21 protein-coding genes are annotated in these 24,956 nt (G+C 60.9%); 15 read left to right on the forward strand and 6 right to left on the reverse strand.

The window, feature by feature from the left end:
* Positions 1 to 33: 33 nt before the first annotated feature.
* On the reverse strand, positions 34 to 1,011 hold the full coding sequence (locus tag DBR46_RS17595) for a dipeptidase (RefSeq protein WP_003176573.1): 978 nt from the start codon (positions 1,009 to 1,011) through the stop codon (positions 34 to 36).
* A gap of 219 nt (positions 1,012 to 1,230) precedes the next feature.
* Here DBR46_RS17595 and DBR46_RS17600 point away from each other — a divergent pair, with 219 nt between their 5' ends.
* Both DBR46_RS17600 and DBR46_RS17605 read left to right on the forward strand, forming a co-directional pair.
* The gene (locus DBR46_RS17600) at positions 1,231 to 1,632 is read left to right on the forward strand and encodes a lysozyme inhibitor LprI family protein (RefSeq protein WP_017738420.1); all 402 of its coding nucleotides are present in this window, start codon (positions 1,231 to 1,233) and stop codon (positions 1,630 to 1,632) included.
* 41 nt (positions 1,633 to 1,673) lie between these two features.
* Complete coding sequence (locus tag DBR46_RS17605) at positions 1,674 to 2,090, forward strand: DUF3010 family protein (protein ID WP_124527208.1); 417 nt, start codon at positions 1,674 to 1,676, stop codon at positions 2,088 to 2,090.
* A 107-nt stretch (positions 2,091 to 2,197) separates the two neighbouring features.
* Here the strand turns inward: DBR46_RS17605 and DBR46_RS17610 are convergent, their stop codons facing one another.
* Positions 2,198 to 3,376 (reverse strand): AAA family ATPase, encoded by a 1,179-nt coding sequence (locus DBR46_RS17610; protein WP_124527209.1) that lies wholly within the window; start codon positions 3,374 to 3,376, stop codon positions 2,198 to 2,200.
* 68 nt (positions 3,377 to 3,444) lie between these two features.
* Complete coding sequence (locus tag DBR46_RS17615; protein ID WP_177414085.1) at positions 3,445 to 4,389, reverse strand: GlxA family transcriptional regulator; 945 nt, start codon at positions 4,387 to 4,389, stop codon at positions 3,445 to 3,447.
* A gap of 193 nt (positions 4,390 to 4,582) precedes the next feature.
* Here DBR46_RS17615 and DBR46_RS17620 point away from each other — a divergent pair, with 193 nt between their 5' ends.
* From DBR46_RS17620 to DBR46_RS17640, 5 genes are all read left to right on the forward strand, one after another.
* Entirely contained in the window at positions 4,583 to 5,515 is a 933-nt protein-coding gene (locus DBR46_RS17620) for a choline ABC transporter substrate-binding protein (protein WP_124527211.1), read from the forward strand.
* Positions 5,516 to 5,588: 73 nt separating this feature from the next.
* Positions 5,589 to 6,476 carry a 3-keto-5-aminohexanoate cleavage protein gene (locus DBR46_RS17625; RefSeq protein WP_124527212.1) on the forward strand — a complete coding sequence of 296 codons (888 nt, stop codon included), beginning with the start codon at positions 5,589 to 5,591 and terminating at the stop codon, positions 6,474 to 6,476.
* Positions 6,477 to 6,643: 167 nt separating this feature from the next.
* Complete coding sequence (locus DBR46_RS17630) at positions 6,644 to 7,609, forward strand: L-carnitine dehydrogenase (protein WP_124527213.1); 966 nt, start codon at positions 6,644 to 6,646, stop codon at positions 7,607 to 7,609.
* Positions 7,610 to 7,729: 120 nt separating this feature from the next.
* On the forward strand, positions 7,730 to 8,215 hold the full coding sequence (locus DBR46_RS17635; protein WP_124527214.1) for a thioesterase family protein: 486 nt from the start codon (positions 7,730 to 7,732) through the stop codon (positions 8,213 to 8,215).
* A 225-nt stretch (positions 8,216 to 8,440) separates the two neighbouring features.
* Positions 8,441 to 8,704 (forward strand): hypothetical protein, encoded by a 264-nt coding sequence (locus DBR46_RS17640; RefSeq protein ID WP_017735989.1) that lies wholly within the window; start codon positions 8,441 to 8,443, stop codon positions 8,702 to 8,704.
* A gap of 106 nt (positions 8,705 to 8,810) precedes the next feature.
* On the opposite strand, the gene DBR46_RS17645 is transcribed toward DBR46_RS17640, so the two are convergent.
* Positions 8,811 to 9,914, reverse strand: coding sequence for a GlxA family transcriptional regulator (locus tag DBR46_RS17645; protein WP_003216915.1), 1,104 nt, complete (start codon positions 9,912 to 9,914; stop codon positions 8,811 to 8,813).
* A 518-nt stretch (positions 9,915 to 10,432) separates the two neighbouring features.
* Positions 10,433 to 11,809, reverse strand: a complete 1,377-nt coding sequence (locus DBR46_RS17650) for an L-serine ammonia-lyase (protein ID WP_017735988.1) — start codon at positions 11,807 to 11,809, stop codon at positions 10,433 to 10,435.
* A gap of 415 nt (positions 11,810 to 12,224) precedes the next feature.
* On the opposite strand from DBR46_RS17650, the gene DBR46_RS17655 reads away from it, so the two are divergent.
* The 3 genes from DBR46_RS17655 (at position 12,225) to choV (ending at position 15,262) form a co-directional block, all read left to right on the forward strand.
* On the forward strand, positions 12,225 to 13,172 hold the full coding sequence (locus DBR46_RS17655) for a choline ABC transporter substrate-binding protein (RefSeq protein ID WP_124527215.1): 948 nt from the start codon (positions 12,225 to 12,227) through the stop codon (positions 13,170 to 13,172).
* Positions 13,173 to 13,241: 69 nt separating this feature from the next.
* Positions 13,242 to 14,087 carry a choline ABC transporter permease subunit gene (choW, locus tag DBR46_RS17660; RefSeq protein ID WP_017735985.1) on the forward strand — a complete coding sequence of 282 codons (846 nt, stop codon included), beginning with the start codon at positions 13,242 to 13,244 and terminating at the stop codon, positions 14,085 to 14,087.
* Positions 14,084 to 15,262: a choline ABC transporter ATP-binding protein gene (gene choV, locus DBR46_RS17665; RefSeq protein WP_124527216.1), complete on the forward strand. Its 1,179-nt coding sequence runs from the start codon at positions 14,084 to 14,086 to the stop codon at positions 15,260 to 15,262. Before choW ends, choV begins: the two co-directional genes overlap by 4 nt.
* A gap of 170 nt (positions 15,263 to 15,432) precedes the next feature.
* On the opposite strand, the gene DBR46_RS17670 is transcribed toward choV, so the two are convergent.
* Complete coding sequence (locus DBR46_RS17670; RefSeq protein WP_256659333.1) at positions 15,433 to 17,367, reverse strand: BCCT family transporter; 1,935 nt, start codon at positions 17,365 to 17,367, stop codon at positions 15,433 to 15,435.
* A gap of 380 nt (positions 17,368 to 17,747) precedes the next feature.
* Here DBR46_RS17670 and betI point away from each other — a divergent pair, with 380 nt between their 5' ends.
* From betI to DBR46_RS17695, 5 genes are all read left to right on the forward strand, one after another.
* A complete protein-coding gene (betI, locus tag DBR46_RS17675) occupies positions 17,748 to 18,341 on the forward strand; it encodes a transcriptional regulator BetI (RefSeq protein ID WP_015886274.1) in 594 nt (197 codons plus the stop codon).
* Positions 18,342 to 18,433: 92 nt separating this feature from the next.
* On the forward strand, positions 18,434 to 19,906 hold the full coding sequence (gene betB / locus DBR46_RS17680) for a betaine-aldehyde dehydrogenase (RefSeq protein WP_124527218.1): 1,473 nt from the start codon (positions 18,434 to 18,436) through the stop codon (positions 19,904 to 19,906).
* Positions 19,907 to 20,062: 156 nt separating this feature from the next.
* Entirely contained in the window at positions 20,063 to 21,766 is a 1,704-nt protein-coding gene (gene betA, locus DBR46_RS17685) for a choline dehydrogenase (RefSeq protein WP_124527219.1), read from the forward strand.
* Positions 21,767 to 21,956: 190 nt separating this feature from the next.
* Positions 21,957 to 23,399 carry a TldD/PmbA family protein gene (locus tag DBR46_RS17690; RefSeq protein ID WP_124527220.1) on the forward strand — a complete coding sequence of 481 codons (1,443 nt, stop codon included), beginning with the start codon at positions 21,957 to 21,959 and terminating at the stop codon, positions 23,397 to 23,399.
* Positions 23,399 to 24,715, forward strand: coding sequence for a TldD/PmbA family protein (locus DBR46_RS17695; protein ID WP_124527221.1), 1,317 nt, complete (start codon positions 23,399 to 23,401; stop codon positions 24,713 to 24,715). The genes DBR46_RS17690 and DBR46_RS17695 overlap by 1 nt, the downstream gene beginning before the upstream one ends.
* The last annotated feature ends 241 nt before the right edge of the window (positions 24,716 to 24,956 follow it).

A 24,956-nucleotide genomic window follows, 5' to 3' on the forward strand; every position in this document is an offset into this window, starting at 1 on the left:
TTTTATGTAGGTGTTGCGCAGTGTTGCGCTGGCTTATTCGCCCCAGACGTCCTTGAGGACGTTGACCCAGTTCTCGCCCATGATCTTGCGCACCACGCGTTCGCTGTGGCCGCGCTTGAGCAGGGTTTCGGTGAGGTTGGGGAACTCGCCCACGGTGCGGATGCCCAGTGGGTTGATGATCTTGCCGAAGCTGGTCAGGCGGCGGGCGTAGCCCTTGTCATGGGTCAGCATTTCGAAGAAATCCTGGCCATGGCCCTGGGTGAAGTCGGTGCCGATGCCGATGGCGTCTTCGCCGACGATGTTCATGGTGTATTCGATGGCTTCGGCGTAGTCGTCGATGGTCGAATCGATGCCCTTGGCCAGGAACGGCGCGAACATGGTCACGCCAACAAAACCGCCGTGGTCCGCAATAAACTTGAGTTCTTCATCGGACTTGTTGCGCGGGTGCTCCTTGAGCCCGGACGGCAGGCAGTGGGAGTAGCACACCGGTTTTTTCGATTCGAGGATGACTTCTTCGGAAGTCTTGGAGCCGACGTGGGACAGGTCGCACATGATGCCGACGCGGTTCATCTCGCCGACGATCTCACGGCCAAAACCCGACAGGCCGCCGTCGCGCTCGTAGCAACCGGTGCCGACCAGGTTCTGGGTGTTGTAGCACATCTGCACCACGCCAACGCCGAGCTGCTTGAAGATCTCGACGTAGCCGAGTTGGTCTTCGAACGCGTGGGCATTCTGGAAGCCGAAGATGATGCCGGTCTTACCCAGTTCCTTGGCGCGGCGGATGTCGGCGGTGGTTTTCACCGGGATCACCAGGTCGCTGTTCTCACGGATCAGGGTCTGGCTGGCCACGATGTTATTGATGGTGGCCTGGAACCCTTCCCACACCGACACGGTGCAGTTGGCGGCGGTGAGGCCACCTTTGCGCATGTCCTCGAACAGGTCGCGGTTCCACTTGGCAATAATCAGCCCGTCGATAACGATGCTGTCGGCGTGCAATTCGGCTGGGCTCATCAGGCGTCCCCTTATTGGCGATTCATGCGCCGAATCGTCTGCCGGCGCTTTGGGGCCAGCATATGCCCAGGGACAACCCGAGCCGGGTGCAAAAACGACAGGGGAATTGCCGAAAGCGTCAATCCACGACAAAGGCTGCTATGACAGCTCTGACTGGCGGCTGTTCTTTGTCCTACTCTTGGGCCAGAATTCCCGCATCACCTGATATGAGACGGCGCAATGAAATCGATTTTCCTGGCTTTGGCACTCATCGCAACCACCGCCCATGCGGCCGAAGACACCGACAGCACGCCCTGCGACGGCATCGAAAACGACAAACAAACCCTGGAATGCGCCACCTACAACAAAACCACCGCCGAACAACTGCTCAAGGATAACTACCAGGGCCTGCTGGAACGCATGGCCGCGACCTACGGCAGCGACAAGACCAAGCTGGCGGACATTACCGCTCGTCTGAAGGATGCCCAGCAGAAGTGGGAAAAACTGCGGGATGCCGATTGCGCCGTGGACACCTTCCCAGCGGTGAACGGCACCAAGGCTTACGCGATTGCGGTAAATGATTGCCTGGCGCGGATGAGTGATGAGCGGTCGGAGTTTTTGGAGTCGATTGGGCAGGAATAAGCGACAATCCCCGGCACTTTCTTTCTGAACCAAGGCCACTCATGACTATCTGCGGCATCGAAATCAAAGGCAGCGAAGCCATCATCGCCGTCGCTTCCCTGGACAACCAGGCGCTGACCCATGTCGCCCTGGCCACCAAGAAAATCGCCCTCGAAGACGATGATGAAGCGGCCAACGTCAAAGCCTTCGCCGCCCAGGTGAAGGCGTTTGTGCAGGCCAACGGCATCGAGCGGATTGCGATCAAGAAGCGCAGCAAGAAGGGTGAGTTCGCCGGCGGGCCGACTACGTTCAAGATTGAGGGCGTGTTTCAGTTGCTGGAGGGTGTGGAGATAACGTTGTTGTCGCCGCAGACCATCAATGCGCAGAACAAGAAACACAACTTTGAACTGCCGGCCAGCCTGAACAAATATCAGCATGAAGCCTACAAAGCTGCCTGCTCGGCTCTGCTGAAAAAATAAGCCACACCGAGTATCCATGTGGGAGCTGGCTTGCCTGCGATAGCGATGTAAGCCTCACCACCGCCATCGCAGGCAAGCCAGCTCCCACATTTGTCCTGCGTTGCCTTTTAGATGGATGTCTGGCGCTTGTGCAGCAGCCACTCGCCGAACGACTTGTCTTCCAGGGCATAGCCTCCCCGGCTCGACTTCCAGACCAGCTCCTTGTCGCGCAGCGCATCGATACAGGCCTGAATAGTCTGGGTGCCCGGCACCACGTCACTGCCCATGTCTTCCAGCGCCTTGCTCACCGCCGTGACAGTACTGTCGGTAAACGGTGCGAAAGGTTCGTTGCTCTGTGAACGCTCCACCATCACTTCCAGCACCGCACGCTGAGGGATGGTCAGGGCATTCCAGGCACTTTCGAATTCGGTCCACACGCCAGCACGCAGCGATTCGGCGCGACTGTGCAGCAATTGACCCAGGTTATTCGCCTCACCCAACTCAAGCGCCACTTCACCCAGGATGGTGCGCAACATCTCCGGGCGACGGCCCACCCGCTCAAAGACTTCATCAATGTCATCAGCGTTGAACTGGTTAGTCTCGGCCAAAAGGGCGTTGATATGCACGGTATACGCTTGGGTAAACTCCCTGCCCAACAGCGGAAAAGGCGTGATGCTGGAACCGAAGAATGGCTGGCTTTTGCCTAATACCAAATGGGCCAGCTTGTCGCGATTGGAGCCGGTGAACACCAGATACAAGCCGTTGCCTTCCTCGTCGCGACCTTGGTTGAGTTGATCCCTGGCAGCCTTAAGCGCAAACATCGCGTTGATACCAGACTCGCTGGTGAGTGCGTGCTGTGCTTCATCTATCACCAGCACGACGGTTTTTTCTGCCGCGCTGTGGAGCAGTTCCAACGCCTGGGTCAGCGTTGCGCCGACAGGTAATTGTGGCTTGGTAAAGTCCCAGGACAGGGTGCGCAGAAAGCTTAACTTCTCGATTCCCATGTTCTTCGCCAGCTTGCGAATGCCCTTTTCATAGGGAACCAGCGCTGCGGCAATCGCGCTGGCAATCAACTCTGCGGGGTCTTTTTCTTTATCAGCCCACAGATCGACATACACCGTCATCCAGCCCCTGAGCTGGCATTCCGGGATCAGATCTTCGCGCAAAAAGGTGCTTTTGCCGGTACGACGTGGCGCCGCGAGAAACAGGCCAGACGTGAAATCCTGAATACCAGCCCCCACCAAGCCGTCGGCAATGCTGCTGGCCAGGGTGGGACGGCGGAACACGAAGCCGTTATTCTTGGACATGTTTTTATACCCAATTATAGGAAGGACTATAAATTATAGTCGCGAGTATAATTGACTATAATTGCTCGTCAAACCACCTCCCGTCGCCGATCCTCCCTCGGACACTTCGCAAACCGCGCCCGGTAACTACGGGTGAAATACGACGGCGATTCAAACCCGCAGGCAATACTCACCTCCAGCACACTCATGTCGCTCTGGCGCAACAGCTGCCGGGCTTTTTCCAGGCGCAGGCCGAGGTAGAAGTTGCTCGGCGTGTCGTTCAGGTGCAGGCGAAACAGGCGCTCCAACTGGCGCCGCGTAACCTTGATCGCTTCGGCCAACGCCAGGGTGGTCAGCGGCGGTTCGCTGTGTTGTTCCATCTCGCCGATCACTTGCACCAGTTTCTTGTTGTTGATGCCGTAGCGCGTGGCGATCTGCATGCGTTGGTGGTCTTTGCGTGGGCGGATGCGGCCGAGTACGAATTGTTCAGAGACCTGGATCGCCAGCTCAGGCCCGTGGGCCTGGGCGATCAGGTCGAGCATCAGGTCAATGGAGGCGGTGCCGCCGGCGCAAGTGATGCGGCGGCGGTCGATCTCGAACAGTTCCTGGGTCACGCTGAGATGCGGATAGGACTCCTTGAACGCGTCGATGGCTTCCCAGTGCAGGGTCAGGCGGTAGCCGTCGAGCAGGCCCGCTTCGGCGAGGACGCAGGCGCCGGTATCGATGGCGCCGAGGGTCACGCCGTCATGGTCGAGGCGGCGCAGCCAGTGTTCCAGCGCAGGCGTGGCGAACTTCAGCGGTTCAAAGCCGGCCACCACCAATAACGTCGCGCCCTTTTTCAGGGGCTCCAGCGCTGCATCGACGTTGACCGACATGCCATTGCTCGCCAATACCGCGCCGCCATCGGCACTCAGCACGTGCCAGCGGTACAGCTCGCCGCGAAAGCGATTGGCCACCCGCAGCGGTTCAAGGGCGGAGATAAAACCGATGGCCGAGAAGCCCGGCATCAGCAGAAAGTAGAAATCCTGGGACATGGTGGCGCTCTCGTCGGGCGGGCAGCGTGGCACTGTGATACTCCCGTTCGCAACGGGTTTCAAGAGGACAGGTCGCTGCAGTGCAAGAGTCGGTCGCCGCCGTGCGTTTTACCGCCCCGCAAGCTGCGTAACGTGGCGTCACGGTGCACAAAGACACCGGCCCCCACAATAACGACCTGCCGAGGGACCCACCATGAACCGACTGTTACTCGCACTCAGCGCCAGCGCCATTTTCAGTACCAACGTCATGGCGGCCGACGCGGCATCCTGCCAGAACGTGCGCATGGGCGTGGTGAACTGGACCGACGTGATCGCCACCAGCGCCATGACCCAAGTGTTGCTCGACGGCCTCGGCTACAAGACCAAACAAACCAGCGCCTCCCAGCAAATCATCTTCGCCGGCATCCGCGACCAGCGCCTGGACCTGTTCCTGGGCTACTGGAACCCGCTGATGACCCAGACCATCACGCCGTTCGTCGACGCCAAGCAGGTCAAGGTCCTCGATAAACCCAGCCTGGAAGACGCGCGCGCCACCCTCGCCGTGCCGACGTACCTGGCGGACAAGGGCCTGAAAACCTTCGCCGATATTGCCAAGTTCGACAAGGAACTGGGCGGCAAGATCTACGGCATCGAGCCAGGCTCAGGCGCCAATACCCAGATCAAGGCGATGATCGCCAAGAACCAGTTCGGCCTGGGCAAATTCCAGCTGGTGGAGTCCAGCGAAGCCGGCATGCTCGCCGCCGTCGACCGCGCGGTGCGCCGCAAGGAAGCCGTGGTGTTCTTCGGCTGGGCGCCGCACCCGATGAACGTCAACGTCGCCATGACCTACCTCAGCGGCAGCGACGACGCCCTGGGCCCGAACGAAGGCATGGCCACCGTGTGGAGCGTCACGTCGCCGACCTACGCCGAGCAGTGCCCCAACGTCCACAAACTGCTGACCAACCTGACCTTCACCGCCGCCGACGAGAGCCGGATGATGCAACCGTTGCTGGACCACAAGGACGCGATCGAGTCCGCCAAGCAGTGGCTCAAGGATCACCCGCAAGACCAGCAGCGCTGGCTTGAAGGTGTGACCACCTTCGACGGCAAGCCGGCTGCGGCCAACCTGCAACTGACCAGCAAATAACTCACTTTCCATCACCGCTTCGCAGCCAGATACGGCTGCGAACGGCATCACAACGCCTGTAAGGAACCGCCCCATGAACCATGACGTCATCATCACCTGCGCACTCACCGGTGCTGGCGACACGACCAGCCGCAGCCCCCACGTGCCGGTCACTCCCAAGCAAATCGCCGCCGCTGCGGTGGAAGCCGCCAAGGCTGGCGCCACCGTTGTGCACTGCCACGTGCGCGACCCCGAAACCGGCAAGTTCAGCCGCGACGTCGCCCTGTACCGCGAAGTGATGGAGCGCATCCGCGAGGCCGACATCGACATCATCGTCAACCTCACGGCGGGCATGGGCGGCGACCTGGAGATCGGCGCCGGTGAGAACCCGATGGAATTCGGCCCCAACACTGACCTGGTCGGCCCGCTGACGCGCCTGGCCCATGTCGAAGCGTTGCTACCGGAAATCTGCACCCTGGACTGCGGCACCCTCAACTTCGGCGATGGCGACACCATTTACGTGTCCACCCCGGCCCAACTGCGGGCAGGCGCCAAACGTATCCAGGAGCTGGGCGTGAAGGCCGAGCTGGAAATCTTCGACACCGGCCACCTGTGGTTTGCCAAGCAGCTGATCAAGGAAGGCTTGCTCGACAACCCGCTGTTCCAACTGTGCCTGGGCATCCCCTGGGGCGCACCGGCCGACACCACCACCATGAAAGCCATGGTCGACAACCTGCCCGCCGACGCCGTGTGGGCCGGCTTTGGCATCGGCCGCATGCAAATGCCGATGGCGGCGCAAGCGGTGCTGCTGGGCGGCAACGTGCGAGTCGGTTTGGAAGACAACTTGTGGCTGGACAAAGGCGTGCTGGCGACCAATGGGCAACTGGTGGAACGCGCCAGTGAAATCCTCAGCCGCCTGGGTGCGCGAGTGCTGACCCCAGCCGAAGGCCGCATCAAGATGGGCCTGACCCAACGCCGCTAACCCCCTGCCGAAAACGGATTAAAAATGTGGGAGCGGGCTTGCTCGCGAAAGCGGTGGATCAGTCACCGGATACATCAACTGGCACACCGCTTTCGCGAGCAAGCCCGCTCCCACATTTAGATCTTCATTCCCACAGGGAATCACCGAACTCTTCAGGATTGTCGCCAATGAGCTTTATCACCGAAATCAAAACCTTCGCCGCCCTCGGCAGCGGTGTCATCGGCAGCGGTTGGGTGTCCCGCGCCCTCGCCCACGGCCTGGATGTAATCGCCTGGGACCCCGCGCCCGGCGCCGAAGCCGCTCTGCGCAAACGCGTCGCCAACGCCTGGGGCGCCCTTGAGAAGCAAGGCCTGGCACCCGGTGCCTCCCAGGACCGCTTGCGCTTCGTCGCCACCATCGAGGAGTGCGTAAAAGACGCCGACTTCATCCAGGAAAGCGCCCCGGAACGCCTGGAGTTGAAGCTGGAACTGCACAGCAAGATCAGCGCCGCCGCCAAGCCGAACGCACTGATTGGCTCCAGCACGTCCGGCCTGTTGCCGAGTGAGTTCTACGAGGGCTCGACCCACCCGGAACGCTGCGTGGTCGGTCACCCGTTCAACCCGGTCTACCTGTTGCCGCTGGTGGAAGTGGTGGGCGGTAAAAACACCGCACCAGAGGCGATTCAGGCGGCGATCAAGGTGTACGAATCCCTCGGCATGCGCCCGCTGCACGTGCGCAAGGAAGTCCCTGGCTTTATCGCCGACCGTCTGCTCGAAGCCCTTTGGCGCGAGGCGCTGCACCTGGTGAACGACGGCGTGGCGACCACCGGCGAAATCGACGACGCCATCCGTTTTGGCGCCGGGCTGCGCTGGTCGTTCATGGGTACATTCCTTACCTACACCCTGGCCGGTGGCGATGCGGGCATGCGCCATTTCATGGCACAGTTCGGCCCGGCCTTGCAGTTGCCGTGGACGTATTTGCCGGCGCCAGAGCTGACGGAAAAGCTGATTGATGATGTGGTCGACGGCACCAGCGATCAGCTAGGCAAACACAGCATTTCGGCGCTGGAGCGCTATCGTGATGATTGCCTGCTGGCGGTGCTGGAGGCGGTGAAAACCACCAAGGCCAAACACGGCATGACTTTCGCTGAATAACAGCTATTGATCTGTGTGGGAGCTGGCTTGCCTGCGATAGCGATGCAAGATTCACCACCGCCATCGCAGGCAAGCCAGCTCCCACTTTTTTGACCGAGTTCCTGATCCAGGATTAATACCATGCCTGCACTGACGACTTACACCACCAACATCCACCCCGACTGGGTGGACTACAACGGCCACCTGCGCGACGCGTTCTACCTGCTGATCTTCAGCTACGCCACCGACGCCCTCATGGACACCCTCGGCCTCGACAGCGAAAACCGCGAAGCCAGCGGCCATTCGCTGTTCACCCTGGAACTGCACCTGAACTACCTGCACGAAGTGAAACTCGGCGCCGAGGTCGAGGTACATACCCAACTGATCGCCCATGACGCCAAGCGCCTGCACCTCTATCACAGCCTGCATTTAGTCGGGGATGAAAAGGAGCTGGCCGGCAACGAGCAGATGCTGCTCCACGTCGACCTCGCCGGGCCGCATGCGGCGCCGTTTACCGAGGCGTCATTGCAACGCCTTTCGGCGATCAGTCAGGAGCAGATCGACCTGCCGCGTCCTGCCCTGCTCGGCCGGGTCATCGGCATAAAAAAAGCCCCGATCAAGCCGTGACAAGATCGAGGCAGAATGTTTTGTGTGAGCCGTACATCCCGAGGGTGACCAAACCTTCAAGCTGCTTGCTTGAGCTCAGTGTGCCTATTACTTCTGTCGGCAAATGGCCCGAAAACGACATGCCCATAGCCATCTGAGGCATTCGCGCAATCTGCCCTTGCCGACCGGTTGAGCGGCTACCAGAATCCAGGTCAAACCCCGCTCCCTTCACCAGGATAAAACGTCATGATGCATGCGGATTTGATTGATCAGGATGACCTGCTGGGCCAACTGCGCTCACTGGGTTTTGAGGTGTCCAGCGGCTCCACCGCCGAGCAGGCGTGCGAGTGTGCGGTACGCGGTTTGAGCGAAGCGCGGGCCAAGGCGCTGAAAGGGATGGTCGAGCAGATGTACACCGGCAGTGCGACGATCTTGCCGGCGGTGCGCCAGGCGATTGATAAGCAGTTGTTGCCGGCGTTGGTGCAGTTCAAGCAGAACTCTGGGGCCTGATAGACCGCTTTCGCGAGCAAGCCCGCTCCCACATTCGACCGAGTTCCAACTTTGAAATGCAGTCAAATGTGGGAGCGGGCTTGCTCGCGAATACAGACAACTCGGTCTAGAGCCTTACGCTGGCAAAAGTCGACTCATTGCGCGCCTGGCTCAACGCCGACAACGGCCCCGACAACGGTGACAACACCAGTGCCTGCGGAATCGGCATCATCGCCACCTGCTGGGTGGTGTTGGAGCCCACGCGCTCATCCCGCGGCGGAATGCCGAAGTATTCGCGGTAGCACTTGGAGAAGTGCGGCGTGGAGACAAACCCGCACACCGACGCCACTTCGATGATCGACATCGGCGTTTGCTTGAGCAACTGCCGCGCACGGATCAGGCGCAGCTTCAGGTAGTAACGCGACGGCGAGCAGTGCAGATACTTCTGGAACAGCCGCTCCAACTGGCGCCGCGACACGGCGACGTACACCGCCAGTTCGTCGAGGTCGATCGGTTCTTCCAGGTTGGCTTCCATCAGCGCGACGATTTCCTGCAGCTTCGGCTGGTTGGTGCCGAGCATGTGCTTGAGCGGCACACGTTGGTGATCCTGTTCGTTGCGGATGCGTTCGTACACAAACATCTCGGAGATCGCGGCGGACAATTCACGCCCGTGATCGCGGCTGATCAAGTGCAGCATCATGTCCAGCGGCGCGGTGCCACCGGAGCTGGTGAAGCGGTTGCGGTCGAGGGTGAACAGGCGTGTGCTCATGGCCACGCGGGGGAAAGCTTCCTGCATCGACGCCAGGCATTCCCAGTGCACGCTGCAATCAAAACCATCAAGCAGACCGGCGCACGCCAGGGCCCAGCTGCCGGTGCACACCGCACCCAGGCGGCGCGATTGGCGCGCCTGGCTTTGCAGCCACGACACGTGTTCACGGGTGACGGTGCGCTGGATGCCCACGCCGCCGCAGACAATCACGGTGTCCAGGGCCGGGGCTTTGTGCATGGAGGCATCGGGGGTGATTTGCAGGCCGTCGCTGGCCCACACCTGGTTGCCATCGACACTCAAGGTTGTCCAGCGATACAGCTCGCGGCCGGACAGCTGGTTGGCCATGCGCAGGGGTTCGACTGCGGACGCCAGGGAAATCAGCGTGAAATTGTCCAGCAGCAAAAAGCCGATGGATTGAGGCGCACGGTTCTGGGGTTGAGCCCCGGAGTTGAACGACGTCATCACAGTATCTCCTCACACAAAGCGGGTGATGGCCTCAGGCGAGGCTCTTGTTATTGCGCTCTTCAACCGGCGAGGCGAGAGGCTTTGAATTGATAGAGCAATTGCCATGCCTAAAATTGAATGGCCGTCCAATAACTCCTAAAAACGACGTTTTGACGCGTCTATATAAGCCCGTGTCGCAAGTGCGGGTATGAGCGGAAAAGGACGTAGGAACGTGCCCGCCCAAGGGCTGTGAGCAGATCGGTAGCACTTGTGGGAAGGCGCTTTGCGGGCGTGGGACGAGTCTGTCACCGCTGGCACGGGTAACGGATGGTTAGGCAGGAAATCGTTTGGGAGCTACTTATCTGTTTGCGACGCGCTAAAAGGTGGCGCTTTTGGCTTGGGCGTTCACTTTGTGAGCAGTGTTGTCTGGACTATCGCATTCGCGAGCAAGCCCGCTCCCACACTTGACCGCATTCTCAGTTGGAACTCGGTCAAATGTGGGAGCGGGCTTGCTCGCGAATGCAGGCGACTCGGTCTCAACACTCGACAGCACTCACCGCCAACCCACCCCGCGATGTCTCCTTGTACTTGTCATGCATATCCGCCCCGGTATCGCGCATCGTCCGGATCACCCGGTCCAGCGAGATAAAGTGCTGGCCATCCCCGCGCAAAGCCATCTGCGCCGCGTTGATCGCCTTCACCGCCGCAATCGCATTGCGCTCGATGCACGGCACTTGCACCAGCCCGCCCACCGGGTCACAGGTCAGGCCGAGGTTGTGCTCCAGGCCGATTTCCGCGGCGTTGCACAGTTGCTCAGGCGTGGCGCCGAGGATTTCCGCCAGCCCGGCAGCCGCCATGGCGCAAGCCGAACCGACTTCACCCTGGCAGCCCACTTCGGCGCCGGAGATCGACGCGTTCTTCTTGCACAGGATGCCCACCGCCGCTGCGCCGAGCATGTAGTCCACGACGTTGGCTTCGGTGACTTCTTCGCTGAACTTCATAAAGTAGTGCAGCACCGCCGGGATGATCCCCGCCGCGCCGTTGGTGGGGGCGGTCACCATGCGCCCACCGGCGGCGTTCTCCTCGTTCACCGCGAGAGCGAACAGGTTGACCCATTCCATCGCGCTCAAGGTCGAGCCGATCACGTTGGGCTTGCCCAGTTCCTGCAAGCTGCGGTGCAACTTGGCCGCGCGGCGGCGTACGTTGAGGCCGCCCGGCAGGATGCCTTCGTGCTTGAGGCCCTGCTCCACGCAATCTTGCATGGCGCGCCAGAGCTTCATCAGGCCGCTGCGGATTTCTTCTTCGCTGCGCCAGACCTTTTCGTTCGCCAGCATCAGCTCGGCGACGCGCAGGTTGTGGGTCTTGCACAGCTGCAACAGCTCTGCCGCGCTGGAGAAATCGTAAGGCAGCTCGGTGCGGTCCATGTCGGCCACGCCGCTTTGTGCCTGGGCTTCATCCACCACGAAGCCACCGCCCACGGAATAGTAGGTGTCGCGGTGCAGCTCGCCGTTGTCGCCATGCACCACGAGGGTCATGGCATTGGGGTGGAACGGCAGGTTTTCGTCGAGCAGTTGCATGTCGCGCGCCCACACAAAAGGCACTGGCAGGCGCCCGTCGAGCAATAACGTGTCGGTTTCACGCAGGGTCGCGATGCGAATGCCGATTTGCGACGGATCGATAGCGTCGGGCCATTCACCCATCAAGCCCATGATGGTGGCGGTGTCGCTGCCATGGCCGATGCCGGTGGCCGACAGCGAGCCATACAGCTGCACTTCGACGCGCCGTACTTGCTCCAGCCACTCGCGTTCGCGCAAGCCTTGCACGAACAACGCCGCGGCGCGCATGGGGCCGACGGTGTGAGAACTCGAAGGCCCGATGCCGATCTTGAACAGGTCGAAAACGCTGATAGCCATTGCGGTAGAACTCCTCGATAAGCACGGCCAGGCTTGAACGAGGTGCTACGCTCAGATCGCCCAGATGGCGGCATCATCAAGCTTTTGTTCGTCATCACGGCGTCTCACACCGACGTGACCATGCTCACCAGCGTCGCTGCCGTGCGTTCCCTGGTTTTGGCCGTTTTTTGCGGTGCAGATGGGTAAAAACAGCAGTTTTACCTTTTGAAAAATCTGTAAGCGACGTCACCGACACTGGATACGACCATCCCTGTACTGGATACGACGCCCCCTGTAGGCGTCAGATTTTCACTGGTACATGATCAGTCTCGACTCGTTTGCAAGGCACCGTGCCAGAGCTGTTGTCGCACGTACCAACCGCAACACCTATAAAGCGCGGCGAAGGCCGCCAGAAAAAACACAGGAGTCTAGCCCTATGAAAGGTTCACCCCAGTTGTTGTTGGCCGCCATGTTGAGTCTGCCAGTCCTGGCGCACGCTGCAGAACCGGCACAATGTCAGACCGTCAACTTCTCCGATGTCGGCTGGACCGACATCACCGTCACCACCGCGACCACCAGCGAAGTCCTCAAGGGCCTGGGCTACAAGCCGCGCACCACGATGATTTCGGTACCGGTGACCTACAAGTCCCTGGCCGACGGCAAGAACATGGACATCTTCCTCGGCAACTGGATGCCGACCATGGAAAACGACATCAAGCAGTACCGTGATGCCGGCACCGTGGAGACCGTGCGCGCCAACCTGGAGAACGCCAAGTACACCCTGGCGGTCCCCGAGGCGCTGTACAACAAAGGCCTGAAGGACTTCGCCGATATCGCCAAATTCAAGGAAGAGCTGGGCGGCAAGATCTATGGCATCGAGCCGGGCAACGACGGCAACCGCACCATCCAGACGCTGATCGACAAAGACGCCTTCGGCCTGAAAACCGCCGGTTTCAAAGTGGTCGAATCCAGCGAAGCCGGGATGCTCTCCCAGGTCGAGCGCGCCTCCAAGCGTGACCAGGCCATCGTGTTCCTCGGCTGGGAACCGCACCCGATGAACACCCGCTTCAAGATGAAGTACCTGACCGGTGGTGACGACTCGTTCGGCCCCAACTACGGCCAGGCGACCATCTACACCAACACCCGCAAGGGCTACTCCGAGGAATGCAGCAACGTTGGCCAGCTGCTGAAAAACCTGGTGTTCACCCTGGACATGGAAAGCACCCTGATGGGCAAAGTCCTGGACGACAAACAAAAACCCGACGCGGCCGCCAAAGCGTGGCTCAAAGCTAACCCGCAAGTCCTCGACACCTGGCTCGCCGGTGTTACCACTGTGGATGGCAAACCTGGACTGGACGCCGTTAAAGCCTACCTCGCCAAGTAACACCGTTGTCCCCGGGGCGGTACGCTGCCCCGGGATGTTTTCCCTCTTCGCATGTGGACATTCACTACCATGCTGACTGAACAGAAAATCCCACTAGGCCAGTACATCGCTGCCTTCGTTGAATGGTTGACCCAACACGGCGCCAACTACTTCGACGCAATCGCATCGACCCTGGAAACGATGATCCACGGCGTGACATTTGCGCTGACCTGGTTCAATCCGCTGGCATTGATCGGTCTGATTGCGCTGCTGGCTCACTTTATTCAACGCAAATGGGGCCTGACCGTCTTTGTCATCGCCTCCTTCCTGCTGATCCTCAACCTGGGGTACTGGCAGGAAACCATGGAGACCCTGGCGCAAGTGCTGTTCGCCACCCTGGTCTGCGTGGTCATCGGTGTGCCGCTGGGCATTGTTGCCGCGCACAAACCGTTGTTCTACACAATGATGCGGCCGGTGCTCGATCTGATGCAGACCGTACCGACCTTCGTCTACCTCATCCCTACCCTGACCCTCTTCGGGCTGGGTGTGGTGCCTGGCTTGATCTCGACGGTGGTGTTCGCGATTGCCGCGCCGATCCGCCTGACCTACCTGGGTATCCGCGACGTTCCCCAAGAGCTGCTCGACGCTGGCAAAGCCTTTGGCTGCTCGCGCCGTCAACTGCTCTCGCGCATTGAACTGCCCCACGCCATGCCGAGCATCGCTGCCGGCATAACCCAATGCATCATGCTGTCGTTGTCGATGGTGGTGATCGCGGCCCTGGTGGGCGCCGACGGCCTCGGCAAACCGGTGGTCAACGCACTCAACACCGCTGACATCGCCCTGGGCTTTGAAGCTGGCCTGGCAATCGTCCTGCTGGCCATCATGCTCGACCGCATCTGCAAACAACCCGACGCCAAAGTAGGGGGTGATGCATGAGCATTATCCGATTCGACAATGTCGACGTGATCTTCTCCAAAGACCCACGCGAAGCGCTCAAGCTGCTGGACCAGGGCATGAGCCGTAACGAAATCCTGAAAAAGACCGGGCAGATTGTCGGCGTAGAAAAAGCCAGCCTGGACATCGAGAAAGGCGAGATCTGCGTGCTGATGGGCCTCTCGGGCTCGGGCAAATCCAGCTTGCTGCGCTGCATCAACGGCCTCAACACCGTGAGCCGTGGCCAGCTGTTCGTGGAGCATGAAGGTCGCCAGATCGACATCGCCTCTTGCACCCCGGCCGAGCTGAAAATGATGCGCACCAAACGCATCGCCATGGTGTTCCAGAAGTTCGCCCTGATGCCTTGGCTGACGGTGCGCGAAAACATCAGCTTCGGCCTGGAGATGCAAGGCCGCCCGGAGAAAGACCGGCGCAAGCTGGTGGATGAAAAACTCGAGCTGGTGGGCCTGACCCAATGGCGCAACAAGAAGCCGGACGAGCTGTCGGGCGGCATGCAGCAACGCGTCGGCCTGGCCCGCGCCTTGGCGATGGACGCCGATATCCTGTTGATGGACGAGCCCTTCTCCGCCCTCGACCCATTGATCCGCCAGGGCTTGCAGGACGAGCTGCTGGAGCTGCAACGCAAGCTGAGCAAGACCATCGTGTTTGTGAGCCACGACCTCGACGAGGCGCTCAAACTGGGCAGCCGCATCGCGATCATGAAAGACGGCAAGATCATCCAGTACAGCGTGCCGGAAGAGATCGTGCTGAACCCGGCGGACGACTATGTGCGCACCTTCGTCGCCCACACCAACCCGCTGAACGTACTGTGCGGGCGCAGCCTGATGCGCACCCTGGACAACTGCAAGCGCGTCAATGGCTCAGTGTGTCTCGATCCGGGTGGCGACTCGTGGCTGGACCTGGCCGAAGGCAACACCATCAAGGGTGCTCGCCAGAATGGCGCAGTGATGAATTTGCAGAACTGGGCGCCGGGGCAAGCGGTGGAAGGTTTGGGCCGGGTGCCGACGCTGGTGGACTCGAATATCGGCATGCGCGATGCGTTGCAGATTCGGTATCAGACCGGGAACAAGCTGGTGTTGCATGACAACAACAAGGTGGTGGGGATCTTGGGGGATAGCGAGTTGTACCATGCCCTGCTAGGCAAGAACCTGGGGTAAGCCACCCCACAAACCCCACTGAAGAAATGGGGTCAATGTGGGAGCGGGCTTGCTCGCGAATGCGGTGTGTCAGTCAGCACATCTGTCACTGATCCACCGCATTCGCGAGCAAGCCCGCTCCCACATTTAGACCCAGCAGTGTCAGTGAGGACACTGCCAGGCTTCAACTATCAGCTATAGACCCGGCCAAGGAGCTGCCGATGGCTTTCAAACTGATCGAGCACGTCCCGGGTGATCTGTTCCTGGGCAAAGCCCATCAGGTCGTATTCCTGAGGCCCGTTGTGCAGGTACACCTCGGCACGGTAGTAGCGGGTGCGCTCTTCTTCAGGCAGGTCAGTGGAAGCCGACGAGTAAGCATCCAGGCTCACTTCGTAGACAAACGGGTTGCCCTCTTCCATCTCGATCCGCACACCGATGCAGCGTTTGGATTTGCCCAGCAGCGTCTGCACTTCCAATCCCTGTTCGCGCAACGCCACGGCGGCTTCTTCCAACGCCGGCGTTACGTGCTTGTCCATGAAACGCTGCACCGTGCCCTGGCTCGGTTGCAGGTCCAGCGCGGTCAGGCGCTCGCTGAAACCACGACGGCCACGCTCGGCCAATTGCGCCTGCTCTTGTTCGATGGCCACGTCCTGGCGCATCGCCTTGTGCAAACCGAACATAAAGAACACCAGCACCACCGAGAACGGCAGCCCCGCCAGCACCACCATGGTCTGCATGGCCTGGAAGTTGCCGGCAAACAGCAGGCCGATGGTCACCAGGGTGATCACCGCCGACCAGAAGATCCGCAGCCAGTGCGGCGCGTCTTCGTCCACATTGCCGCCTTTGCACGACAGGTTGGCCATCATCACCGCGCCGGAATCCGCCGGGGTCAGGAACAGCACAAAGCCAACAAAGATCGACACGCCGATGACGATTTTCGACGCCGGGTAATGCTCCAGCAGTTGGTAGATAGCCATCGACGGCTGTTCCAGCGCCGTCTTGCCCAACTCCACGGCACCGTGGTTCAGCACCAAATCCAGCGCCGAGTTACCAAAGATCGACAGCCACGCCAGGGTGAAGCCCAGCGGGATCAGCAATACGCCGGCCACCAGTTCGCGCACCAAGCGACCACGGGAAATCCGCGCGATGAACATACCGACGAATGGCGCCCAGGAAATCCACCACGCCCAATAGAACAGGGTCCACAGGCCCATCCAGCCTTCGGTCTTCGCCGCGTCGCCTTCGTACACATAGAGGTCGAAGGTTTTCAGCACGATACCGTTGAGGTAGTCACCCGTGTTCTGCACCAAGCCATTGAGCAGGTGCAGGGTCGGGCCAAACAACAGCACAAAAATCAGCAAACCGCTGAACAGCACGATGTTGAGGTTGGACAGGCGGCGAATGCCGTTCTCCACACCCGACACGGCAGCGATGGTCGCCACGGTGCTCATCACGATGATCACGATCAGCAGGTTGGTGTTGTTGTGCTCCATGCCGAACAGGTTTTCCAACCCGGACGACACTTGCATCGCGCCAATCCCCAGGTTGGTCACCAGGCCCAGCAGGGTCACGAACATGCCGAAACCGTCCACCGCGTGGCCGGCCGCGCCCTTCACCCAACGCTCGCCCACCAGCGGGTACAGCGCCGATCGCAAGGCCAGCGGCTGGTTATGACGGTAGGCGAAGTACGCCACGGCCAGGCCAACCAAGGCGTAGATCGCCCAGCCGTGCAGGCCCCAGTGCAGGAACGTCAGTTGCAACGCCTGGCGTGCAGCCATATTGCTGGCGGCCGCGCCTTCGGGCGGGTTGAAGTAGTGATCCAACGGCTCCGAGGCGCCGAAGTACAGCAGCGAGATGCCGATACCCGACGAGAACAACATGCCGGCCCAGGCGCCGTAGCTGAAGTCCGGGGTGTCGTCCTTGCTGCCCAGTTTCAGTTTGCCGTAGGAAGAAAACGCCAAGCCCACCACAAACACCAGGTAAGCGGCGATGACCACCATGTAATACCAGCCGAAGCTTTTCGACAGCCACGCCTGTGCGACGCCGAGCATGCGCCCGGCCTCCTGCGGGGCGATGATCAGGATGGCCGTCAACAACAGAATCAACGCGGTGGAGGTGTAGAACACCCAACCGTTGACCCGCACCTTTTCTGGCGGGGTCTTTATAAGAGAGGCAGAACTCATGGCGCAGATGCTCCGGGCAGTGCGAAAGAGAAACACAAGGCAGCGGTTATCCCGGGACATCGCTTTATGGGCAGGCGACGGACGGGTGTTATAAAGACACCCCGAAAATCCTCGGCCCCCTACCGAACCGGTAGACAGGGCGTTTCAAGGGTTTTTGCAGGTGTCATTTGTCGCGGCTTCCAGGTAGGAAACTTCTGTAGGCAGCGACCATTTGTCGCAGATCTTATTCTTTGTTGATTGAACGTTCAATCAAAACAAAATAGACTGGCCATCAAGCCGACGGACGTTTATCGCCCCTCGGCAGGCCTAAGGAGAGGTGCTACATGCCCAAGGTCGGTATGCAACCCATACGCCGCCAGCAATTGATCGAAGCCACCTTGACGGCCATCGATCAGGTCGGGATGGGAGATGCCAGCATTGCGCTGATCGCCCGTTTGGCCGGCGTCTCGAACGGCATCATCAGTCACTACTTCAAGGACAAGAACGGCCTTATTGCAGCGACGATGCGCTATTTGATGAACGCGCTGATCGACAACGTCCACGAACGCCGACTGGCCCTGACGGACGACAGCCCACGGGCGCACCTTCAGGTGATCATCGAGGGCAACTTCGACGCCAGCCAGGTCAACGGCCCGGCAATGAAAACCTGGCTGGCCTTCTGGGCCACCAGCATGCACCACCCGTCATTGCACCGGTTGCAGCGGATCAACGATCAACGTCTGTATTCCAACCTGTGCTGCCAGTTCCGCCGCGTGCTGCCATTGCCGCACGCACGCAAAGCAGCCCGCGGGCTGGCGGCCCTGATCGACGGTTTGTGGTTGCGCGGCGCCCTGTCGGGAGACGCTTTCGACACGGCGCAGGCGCAACGGATCGCTTACGAATACATGGATTTCCAATTGGCCAAGCAGGTGAGTTAGAGCACACATAAACCGCTCAACCCCTGAACGCTGCCGCACCGGCCTACGGTGCGGTGGTCAACGCCAACCACTTATGCACTTGCGAGGACTTTATGGCCCGTTTCGAACTGCAAAAACTCTACATTGACGGCGGCTACAGCGACGCTGGCAGCGATGCCACCTTCGAAGCCATCAACCCGGCTAACGGTGAAGTTCTCGCCCAAGTGCAACGCGCTACCAAGGAAGACGTTGAACGTGCCGTGGTCAGCGCCGAAAAAGGCCAGAAAATCTGGGCCGCCATGACCGCCATGGAGCGTTCGCGCATCCTGCGTCGTGCCGTCGATATCCTGCGCGAGCGCAACGATGAGCTGGCCGCCCTGGAAACCCTGGACACCGGCAAAGCCTTCTCCGAAACCAAATACGTCGACATCGTCACCGGCGCCGACGTGCTCGAATACTACGCAGGCCTGGTGCCGGCGATTGAAGGCGAGCAGATCCCATTGCGCGACACCGCCTTCGTCTACACCCGCCGCGAGCCGCTGGGCGTGGTGGCCGGTATCGGCGCGTGGAACTACCCGATCCAGATCGCCCTGTGGAAATCCGCGCCAGCCCTGGCGGCCGGTAACGCAATGATCTTCAAGCCAAGCGAAGTCACCTCGCTGACCACCCTGAAACTGGCCGAGATCTACACCGAAGCCGGCGTTCCAGCAGGCGTGTTCAACGTATTGACCGGCAGCGGCCGTGAAGTCGGCACCTGGCTGACCGAGCACCCGCGCATCGAAAAAATCTCCTTCACCGGCGGCACCGACACCGGCAAGAAGGTCATGGCCAGCGCTTCCAGCTCTTCGCTGAAAGACGTGACCATGGAACTGGGCGGCAAGTCCCCGCTGATCATCTTCGACGACGCCGACCTCGACCGCGCCGCCGACACCGCGATGATGGCCAACTTCTACAGCTCCGGCCAGGTCTGCACCAACGGCACTCGCGTGTTCGTGCCGAAGCACCTGCAAGCGGCGTTTGAAGCCAAGATCGTCGAGCGTGTTGCGCGCATTCGCGTCGGCAACCCGGAAGACGAAAACACCAACTTCGGTCCGCTGGTCAGCTTCCAACACATGGAAAGCGTGCTGGGCTACATCGCCAAGGGCAAAGAGCAAGGCGCACGCCTGCTGTGCGGCGGCGACCGCCTGACCGACGGCGACTTCGCCAAAGGCGCCTTCGTGGCCCCGACCGTGTTCACTGACTGCACCGACGACATGGTCATCGTGCGTGAAGAAATCTTCGGCCCAGTGATGGCGATCCTGACCTACGAAACCGAAGAAGAAGTGATCCGCCGCGCCAACGACACCGACTTCGGCCTGGCCGCTGGCCTGGTGACCAAAGACCTGAACCGCGCGCACCGCGTGATTCATCAGCTGGAAGCGGGTATCTGCTGGATCAACGCCTGGGGCGAGTCCGACGCGAAGATGCCAGTGGGCGGCTACAAGCAATCCGGTGTGGGCCGTGAGAACGGCATCAGCTCGCTGAACAACTTCACCCGCATCAAATCGGTACAGGTTGAGCTGGGCGATTACGTCTCGGTGTTCTAAGACCCGAGTCCTGTATTGCCTGCGAGGCCGCCTTCGCGGGCAAGCCCGCTCCCACATTTTGTTCTATGTGAACCCGATCAAATGTGGGAGCTGGCTTGCCTGCGATGAGTGCGAAGCACTCGCCTGTCCTGACCATCTCCAAAGAGGGTGCATCCAATGTCCCAAGAATACGACTACATCATCGTGGGTGCCGGTTCCGCCGGTAACACCCTGGCGACCCGTCTCACCGAAGACGAAGGCGTCACCGTCCTGCTGCTGGAAGCCGGCGGCCCCGACTACCGCTTCGACTTCCGCACGCAAATGCCGGCAGCGCTGGCGTTCCCGCTGCAAGGCCGCCGCTACAACTGGGCCTACGAAACCGATCCAGAGCCACATATGGACGGCCGCCGCATGGAATGTGGGCGCGGCAAGGGCCTGGGCGGTTCTTCCCTAATCAACGGCATGTGCTACATCCGCGGCAACGCGATGGACTACGACGGCTGGGCGAAACTGCCAGGCCTGGAAAACTGGACCTACCTCGACTGCCTGCCGTACTTCCGCAAAGCGGAAACCCGCGACATCGGCCCCAACGATTGGCACGGCGGCGATGGCCCGGTCAGCGTGACCACGCCAAAGGCGGGCAACAACCCGCTGTTCCACGCCATGGTTGAAGCCGGCGTACAGGCCGGTTACCCGCGCACCGTCGACTTGAACGGCTACCAGCAAGAAGGCTTCGGCCCGATGGACCGTACCGTCACGCCTAAAGGCCGTCGCGCCAGCACCGCACGCGGCTACCTGGACACGGCCAAGAAGCGTTCCACACTGACCATCGTCACCCACGCCCTCAGCGACAAAGTGCTGTTTGAAGGCAAGCGTGCCGTTGGCGTGCGTTACCTGATCGGCGCGGCTGAAGAGCGCGTTGAAGCCCGTGCACGCAAAGAAGTGATCGTGTGCAGTGGCGCCATCGGTTCGCCGCAACTGCTGCAACGCTCCGGCGTCGGCCCGGCCGAACTGCTGAACAACCTCGACATCCCGGTGGTCCACGACCTGCCAGGCGTCGGCGAAAACCTGCAGGACCACCTTGAGCTGTACCTGCAATATGCGTGCACCCAACCGGTGTCGCTGTACCCGTCGCTGCTCTGGTACAACCAGCCAGCCATCGGTGCCGAGTGGCTGTTCAACGGCACCGGTATCGGCGCCAGCAACCAGTTCGAAGCGGGCGGTTTTATCCGTACCCGTGAAGAATTCGAGTGGCCGAACATCCAGTACCACTTCCTGCCGGTAGCGATTAACTACAACGGCAGCAACGGTGTGAAAGAGCACGGTTTCCAGGCGCACATGGGTTCCATGCGTTCGCCAAGCCGTGGTCGCATCCAGCTGAAGTCGAAGAACCCACGGGACTACCCGAGCATCCTCTTCAACTACATGGCCACCGAGCAAGACTGGCAGGAGTTCCGCGACGGCATCCGCCTGACCCGGGAAATCATGCAGCAGCCGGCGCTGGACCAATACCGTGGTCGCGAAATCAGCCCGGGCATCGACGTGCAAACCGACGAGCAACTCGACAAGTTCATCCGCGAGCACGCCGAGACCGCGTTCCACCCGTCCTGCTCGTGCAAGATGGGCACCGACGACATGGCGGTAGTGGACGGCGAAGGCCGCGTGCATGGCATGCAAGGCCTGCGCGTTGTGGATGCGTCGATCATGCCGATCATCACCACCGGCAACCTGAACGCGCCGACGATCATGATCGCCGAGAAAATCGCCGACAAGATCCGTGGCCGCCAGCCGCTGCCGCGCAGCACTGCCGACTACTACGTGGCGGGCGATGCGCCGGTGCGTGGCAAGCCGATGCGTGAAGTGGGCCCGACTGCGCAGTAACTGATACACCGCGTCGCGCCCTTCGCGAGCAAGCCCGCTCCCACATTTGACCGAGTTCCAACATAGGAATGCGCTCAAAATGTGGGAGCGGGCTTGCTCGCGAAGAGGCCCGAGCAGTCACTGCAAAACCCCTCCTTGATCAGCTACTCTGTCCGCCTGCCCGCGACGAGCCGCCCACAAGGAAGGCCCCATGTTCGAACACCACGCCACACTCAAAAAACACTTCAGTGCCCTGCGCACCCGCGCCGAATTCTTCTCCCTGCGTTACGTCCGCGAATCCGGCCACTACCTGGCCGTGCGCAAGAACGTCGCCGAACCGCCGCACCTGAACCACGACGAAGGCGCCATGCTCACCGTGCGTCTCAATGGTGTGGAAGCCTATGCCGCGACCAACGACATTTCCCTGACTGGCCTGCAAGCCGCCCTTGAGCGCGCCGAGCAACAAGCACGGTTGATCAAACCCCACGCCCTGCTCGACCTGCGCGACCAGCCGGTGTCCAGCGATGTGGCTGATTACCTGTCCCCCGATCTCGAGCAAGCCTTCCCGTCCTTGAGCGACTGCTACCAACTGCTGGGCGACGAGTCGGCCGCCGTGCCCAAAGACGAGCGCCTGGTGAACTGGGAAGTCAGCCTGGGCCTGACCCGCGTCGAACAGATCTACCTCAACAGTGCCGGCGCCGAACTGCGCCAGGCCCAGCGCTTTGTGTTCCCCGGCGTCAACGTCACCGCCTACGACGGCCATGACAGCCAGACCCGCACCCTCGGCGGCAGCAACTTCGGCCAGCAAGGCGGCTTTGGCGTGATCAGCCGCTTCGGCCTGGCCGGCGCCGCGCCGCGCATTGCCGACGAGGCCCTGCAACTGCTGCTCGCGCCGAACACTCCCAACGGCCCGCACGACCTGTTGCTGATGCCCGACCAGATGATCCTGCAGATCCACGAATCCATCGGCCACCCGCTGGAACTGGACCGCATCTTGGGCGATGAGCGCAATTACGCCGGCACCAGCTTTGTCAAAGCCAGCGACTTCGGCCAGCTGCAATACGGCTCACCATTGCTCAACGTGACCTTCGACCCGGACATTCCCGAACAGCTCGCCAGCTACGGCCATGACGACGACGGCACCGCCGCCAACAAACAATTCCTGATTCGCGACGGGCTGTTGCTCAAGCCGTTGGGCGGCGCGTTGTCGCAATTCCGTTCGGGCATGGGCGGCGTCGCCAACAGCCGCGCCAGCAGCTGGAACCGCGCGCCCATCGACCGTATGGCCAACCTGAATATCGAGGCCGGCGACCAGAGCTTCGAGCAACTGGTGGGCGGTATCGAGAACGGCATCCTGATGTCCACCAACCGTTCGTGGTCCATTGATGACGCGCGCAATAAATTCCAGTTCGGCTGCGAATGGGGCCAGTTGATCGAAAACGGCGAGCTCAAAGGCGTGGTGAAAAACCCCAACTACAGGGCGATTTCCGCGCAGTTCTGGCGCAACCTCAGCGCCGTCGGCGATGCCAGCACCTTCAAGGTGCTGGGCACGCCGAACTGCGGCAAAGGCGAACCCAACCAGGTGATCCGCGTGGGGCATGCCTCGCCTGCGTGTGTGTTCAGCAACGTCGATGTATTTGGGGGAGATGCCTGATGGACAACTTCAAGGCACTGGTGGAATGGCTCAAGCAGGCCATCACCGATAACGAGCAATTTCACTTGGGTTACGCTGCAGAAGCGTCCGAGTTCGTGCGCTTCAACCACGCCAAGGTGCGCCAGGCCGGGCAGGTGCAACAGGCCAGCCTGCACCTCAAGCTGATCAACGACGGGCGCCACGCCGACCTCGGCATCACCCTGGCCGGCGAGCCGGCGCTGGACCGCCAGCGCCTCGCCGATGGCCTGCAACAGTTGCGCGAGACCTTGCCGCTGTTGCCACAAGACCCGTACCTGTTGCTCAACCACAACGCCTGGCAAAGCAGCAACGAACAGGCCCAGCCGTTGCCGGAGCTGGCCCAGGTGTTGGAAGACATCAGCCGCGCCGCAGAGGGCGTCGATCTGGTCGGCTTCTATGCCGCCGGCCCGATCAGCCGGGGCTTCGCCAGTTCATCGGGCGCCTTCGGCTGGCACCAGGCCAATAGTTTCAACTTCGATTTCAGCCTGTTCCACGCCAACGGCGAAGCGGTCAAGGCCAGCTACGCCGGGCACACCTGGGACAGCAGCGAATTTGCCGCGCGCTTCCAGCAAGCCCGTGAGCAGCTCGAATTCCTCGGCCGCCCGCTACATAAACTCGCGCCTGGGCACTACCGCGCCTACCTCGCTCCGGCTGCGATGGAGGAAATCATCGACCTCATCACCTGGGGTGGTTTTTCCGCCCAGGCCATCGCCAGCAAAAGCAGTTCGCTGCAAAAGCTGTATGCCGGCGAGCAGACCCTGAGCCCGCTGGTGACGGTGAGCGAGCAGGTCAGCGGTTCCCTGAGCGAAGCGTTCTCCAGCGAAGGCTATCCGCGCGGCGACGTGACACTGATCAATGCCGGCAAGGCTGCGGGCGAATTGATCAACTCCCGCAGCGCCGCCGAATACGGCCTGAGCACCAACGGCGCCAGCAGTGACGAAGCACCGAGCGCCTTGCAGATGGCGGCCGGCAGCCTGGCCCAGGCCGACATCCTCAAGCAGTTGGGCACGGGTTTGTACATCAGCAACCTGTGGTACCTGAACTACTCCGACCTGCCGGCCGCACGCCTTACCGGCATGACGCGCTTTGCCACGTTCTGGGTGGAAGACGGCGAGATCAAGGCGCCGGTGAGTACGATGCGCTTTGATGACAGTGTGTTCAGCCTGCTGGGGTCGCAGTTGGAAGCGCTGACGGCGGAGCGGGAGTTGTTGTTGTCGGCGAGTACCTACGACCAGCGCAACACTTCCTCCAATTTGCTGCCAGGCGCCTTGGTAAACCGCCTGACCTTGACCCTCTAAACACAGCAAATTCCCTGTGGGAGCTGGCTTGTGTGGGAGCGGGCTTGCTCGCGAATACGGTGTGTCAGTCACTGAATGAGTTGACTGACCCACCGTATTCGCGAGCAAGCCCGCTCCCACACAAGCCCACTCCCACATTAGTTTTGCGGTGTTTTCAGGTAACTCAATTCCCATATTCCTACCGTGAAATCCTATCTCGCACTTGTTCCCCTGTGCTCTGTTGTCCCCCGCAAAAAACCTC

The organism is Pseudomonas sp. KBW05, from assembly GCF_003852405.1.
In the GTDB taxonomy this organism is placed as follows: domain Bacteria; phylum Pseudomonadota; class Gammaproteobacteria; order Pseudomonadales; family Pseudomonadaceae; genus Aquipseudomonas.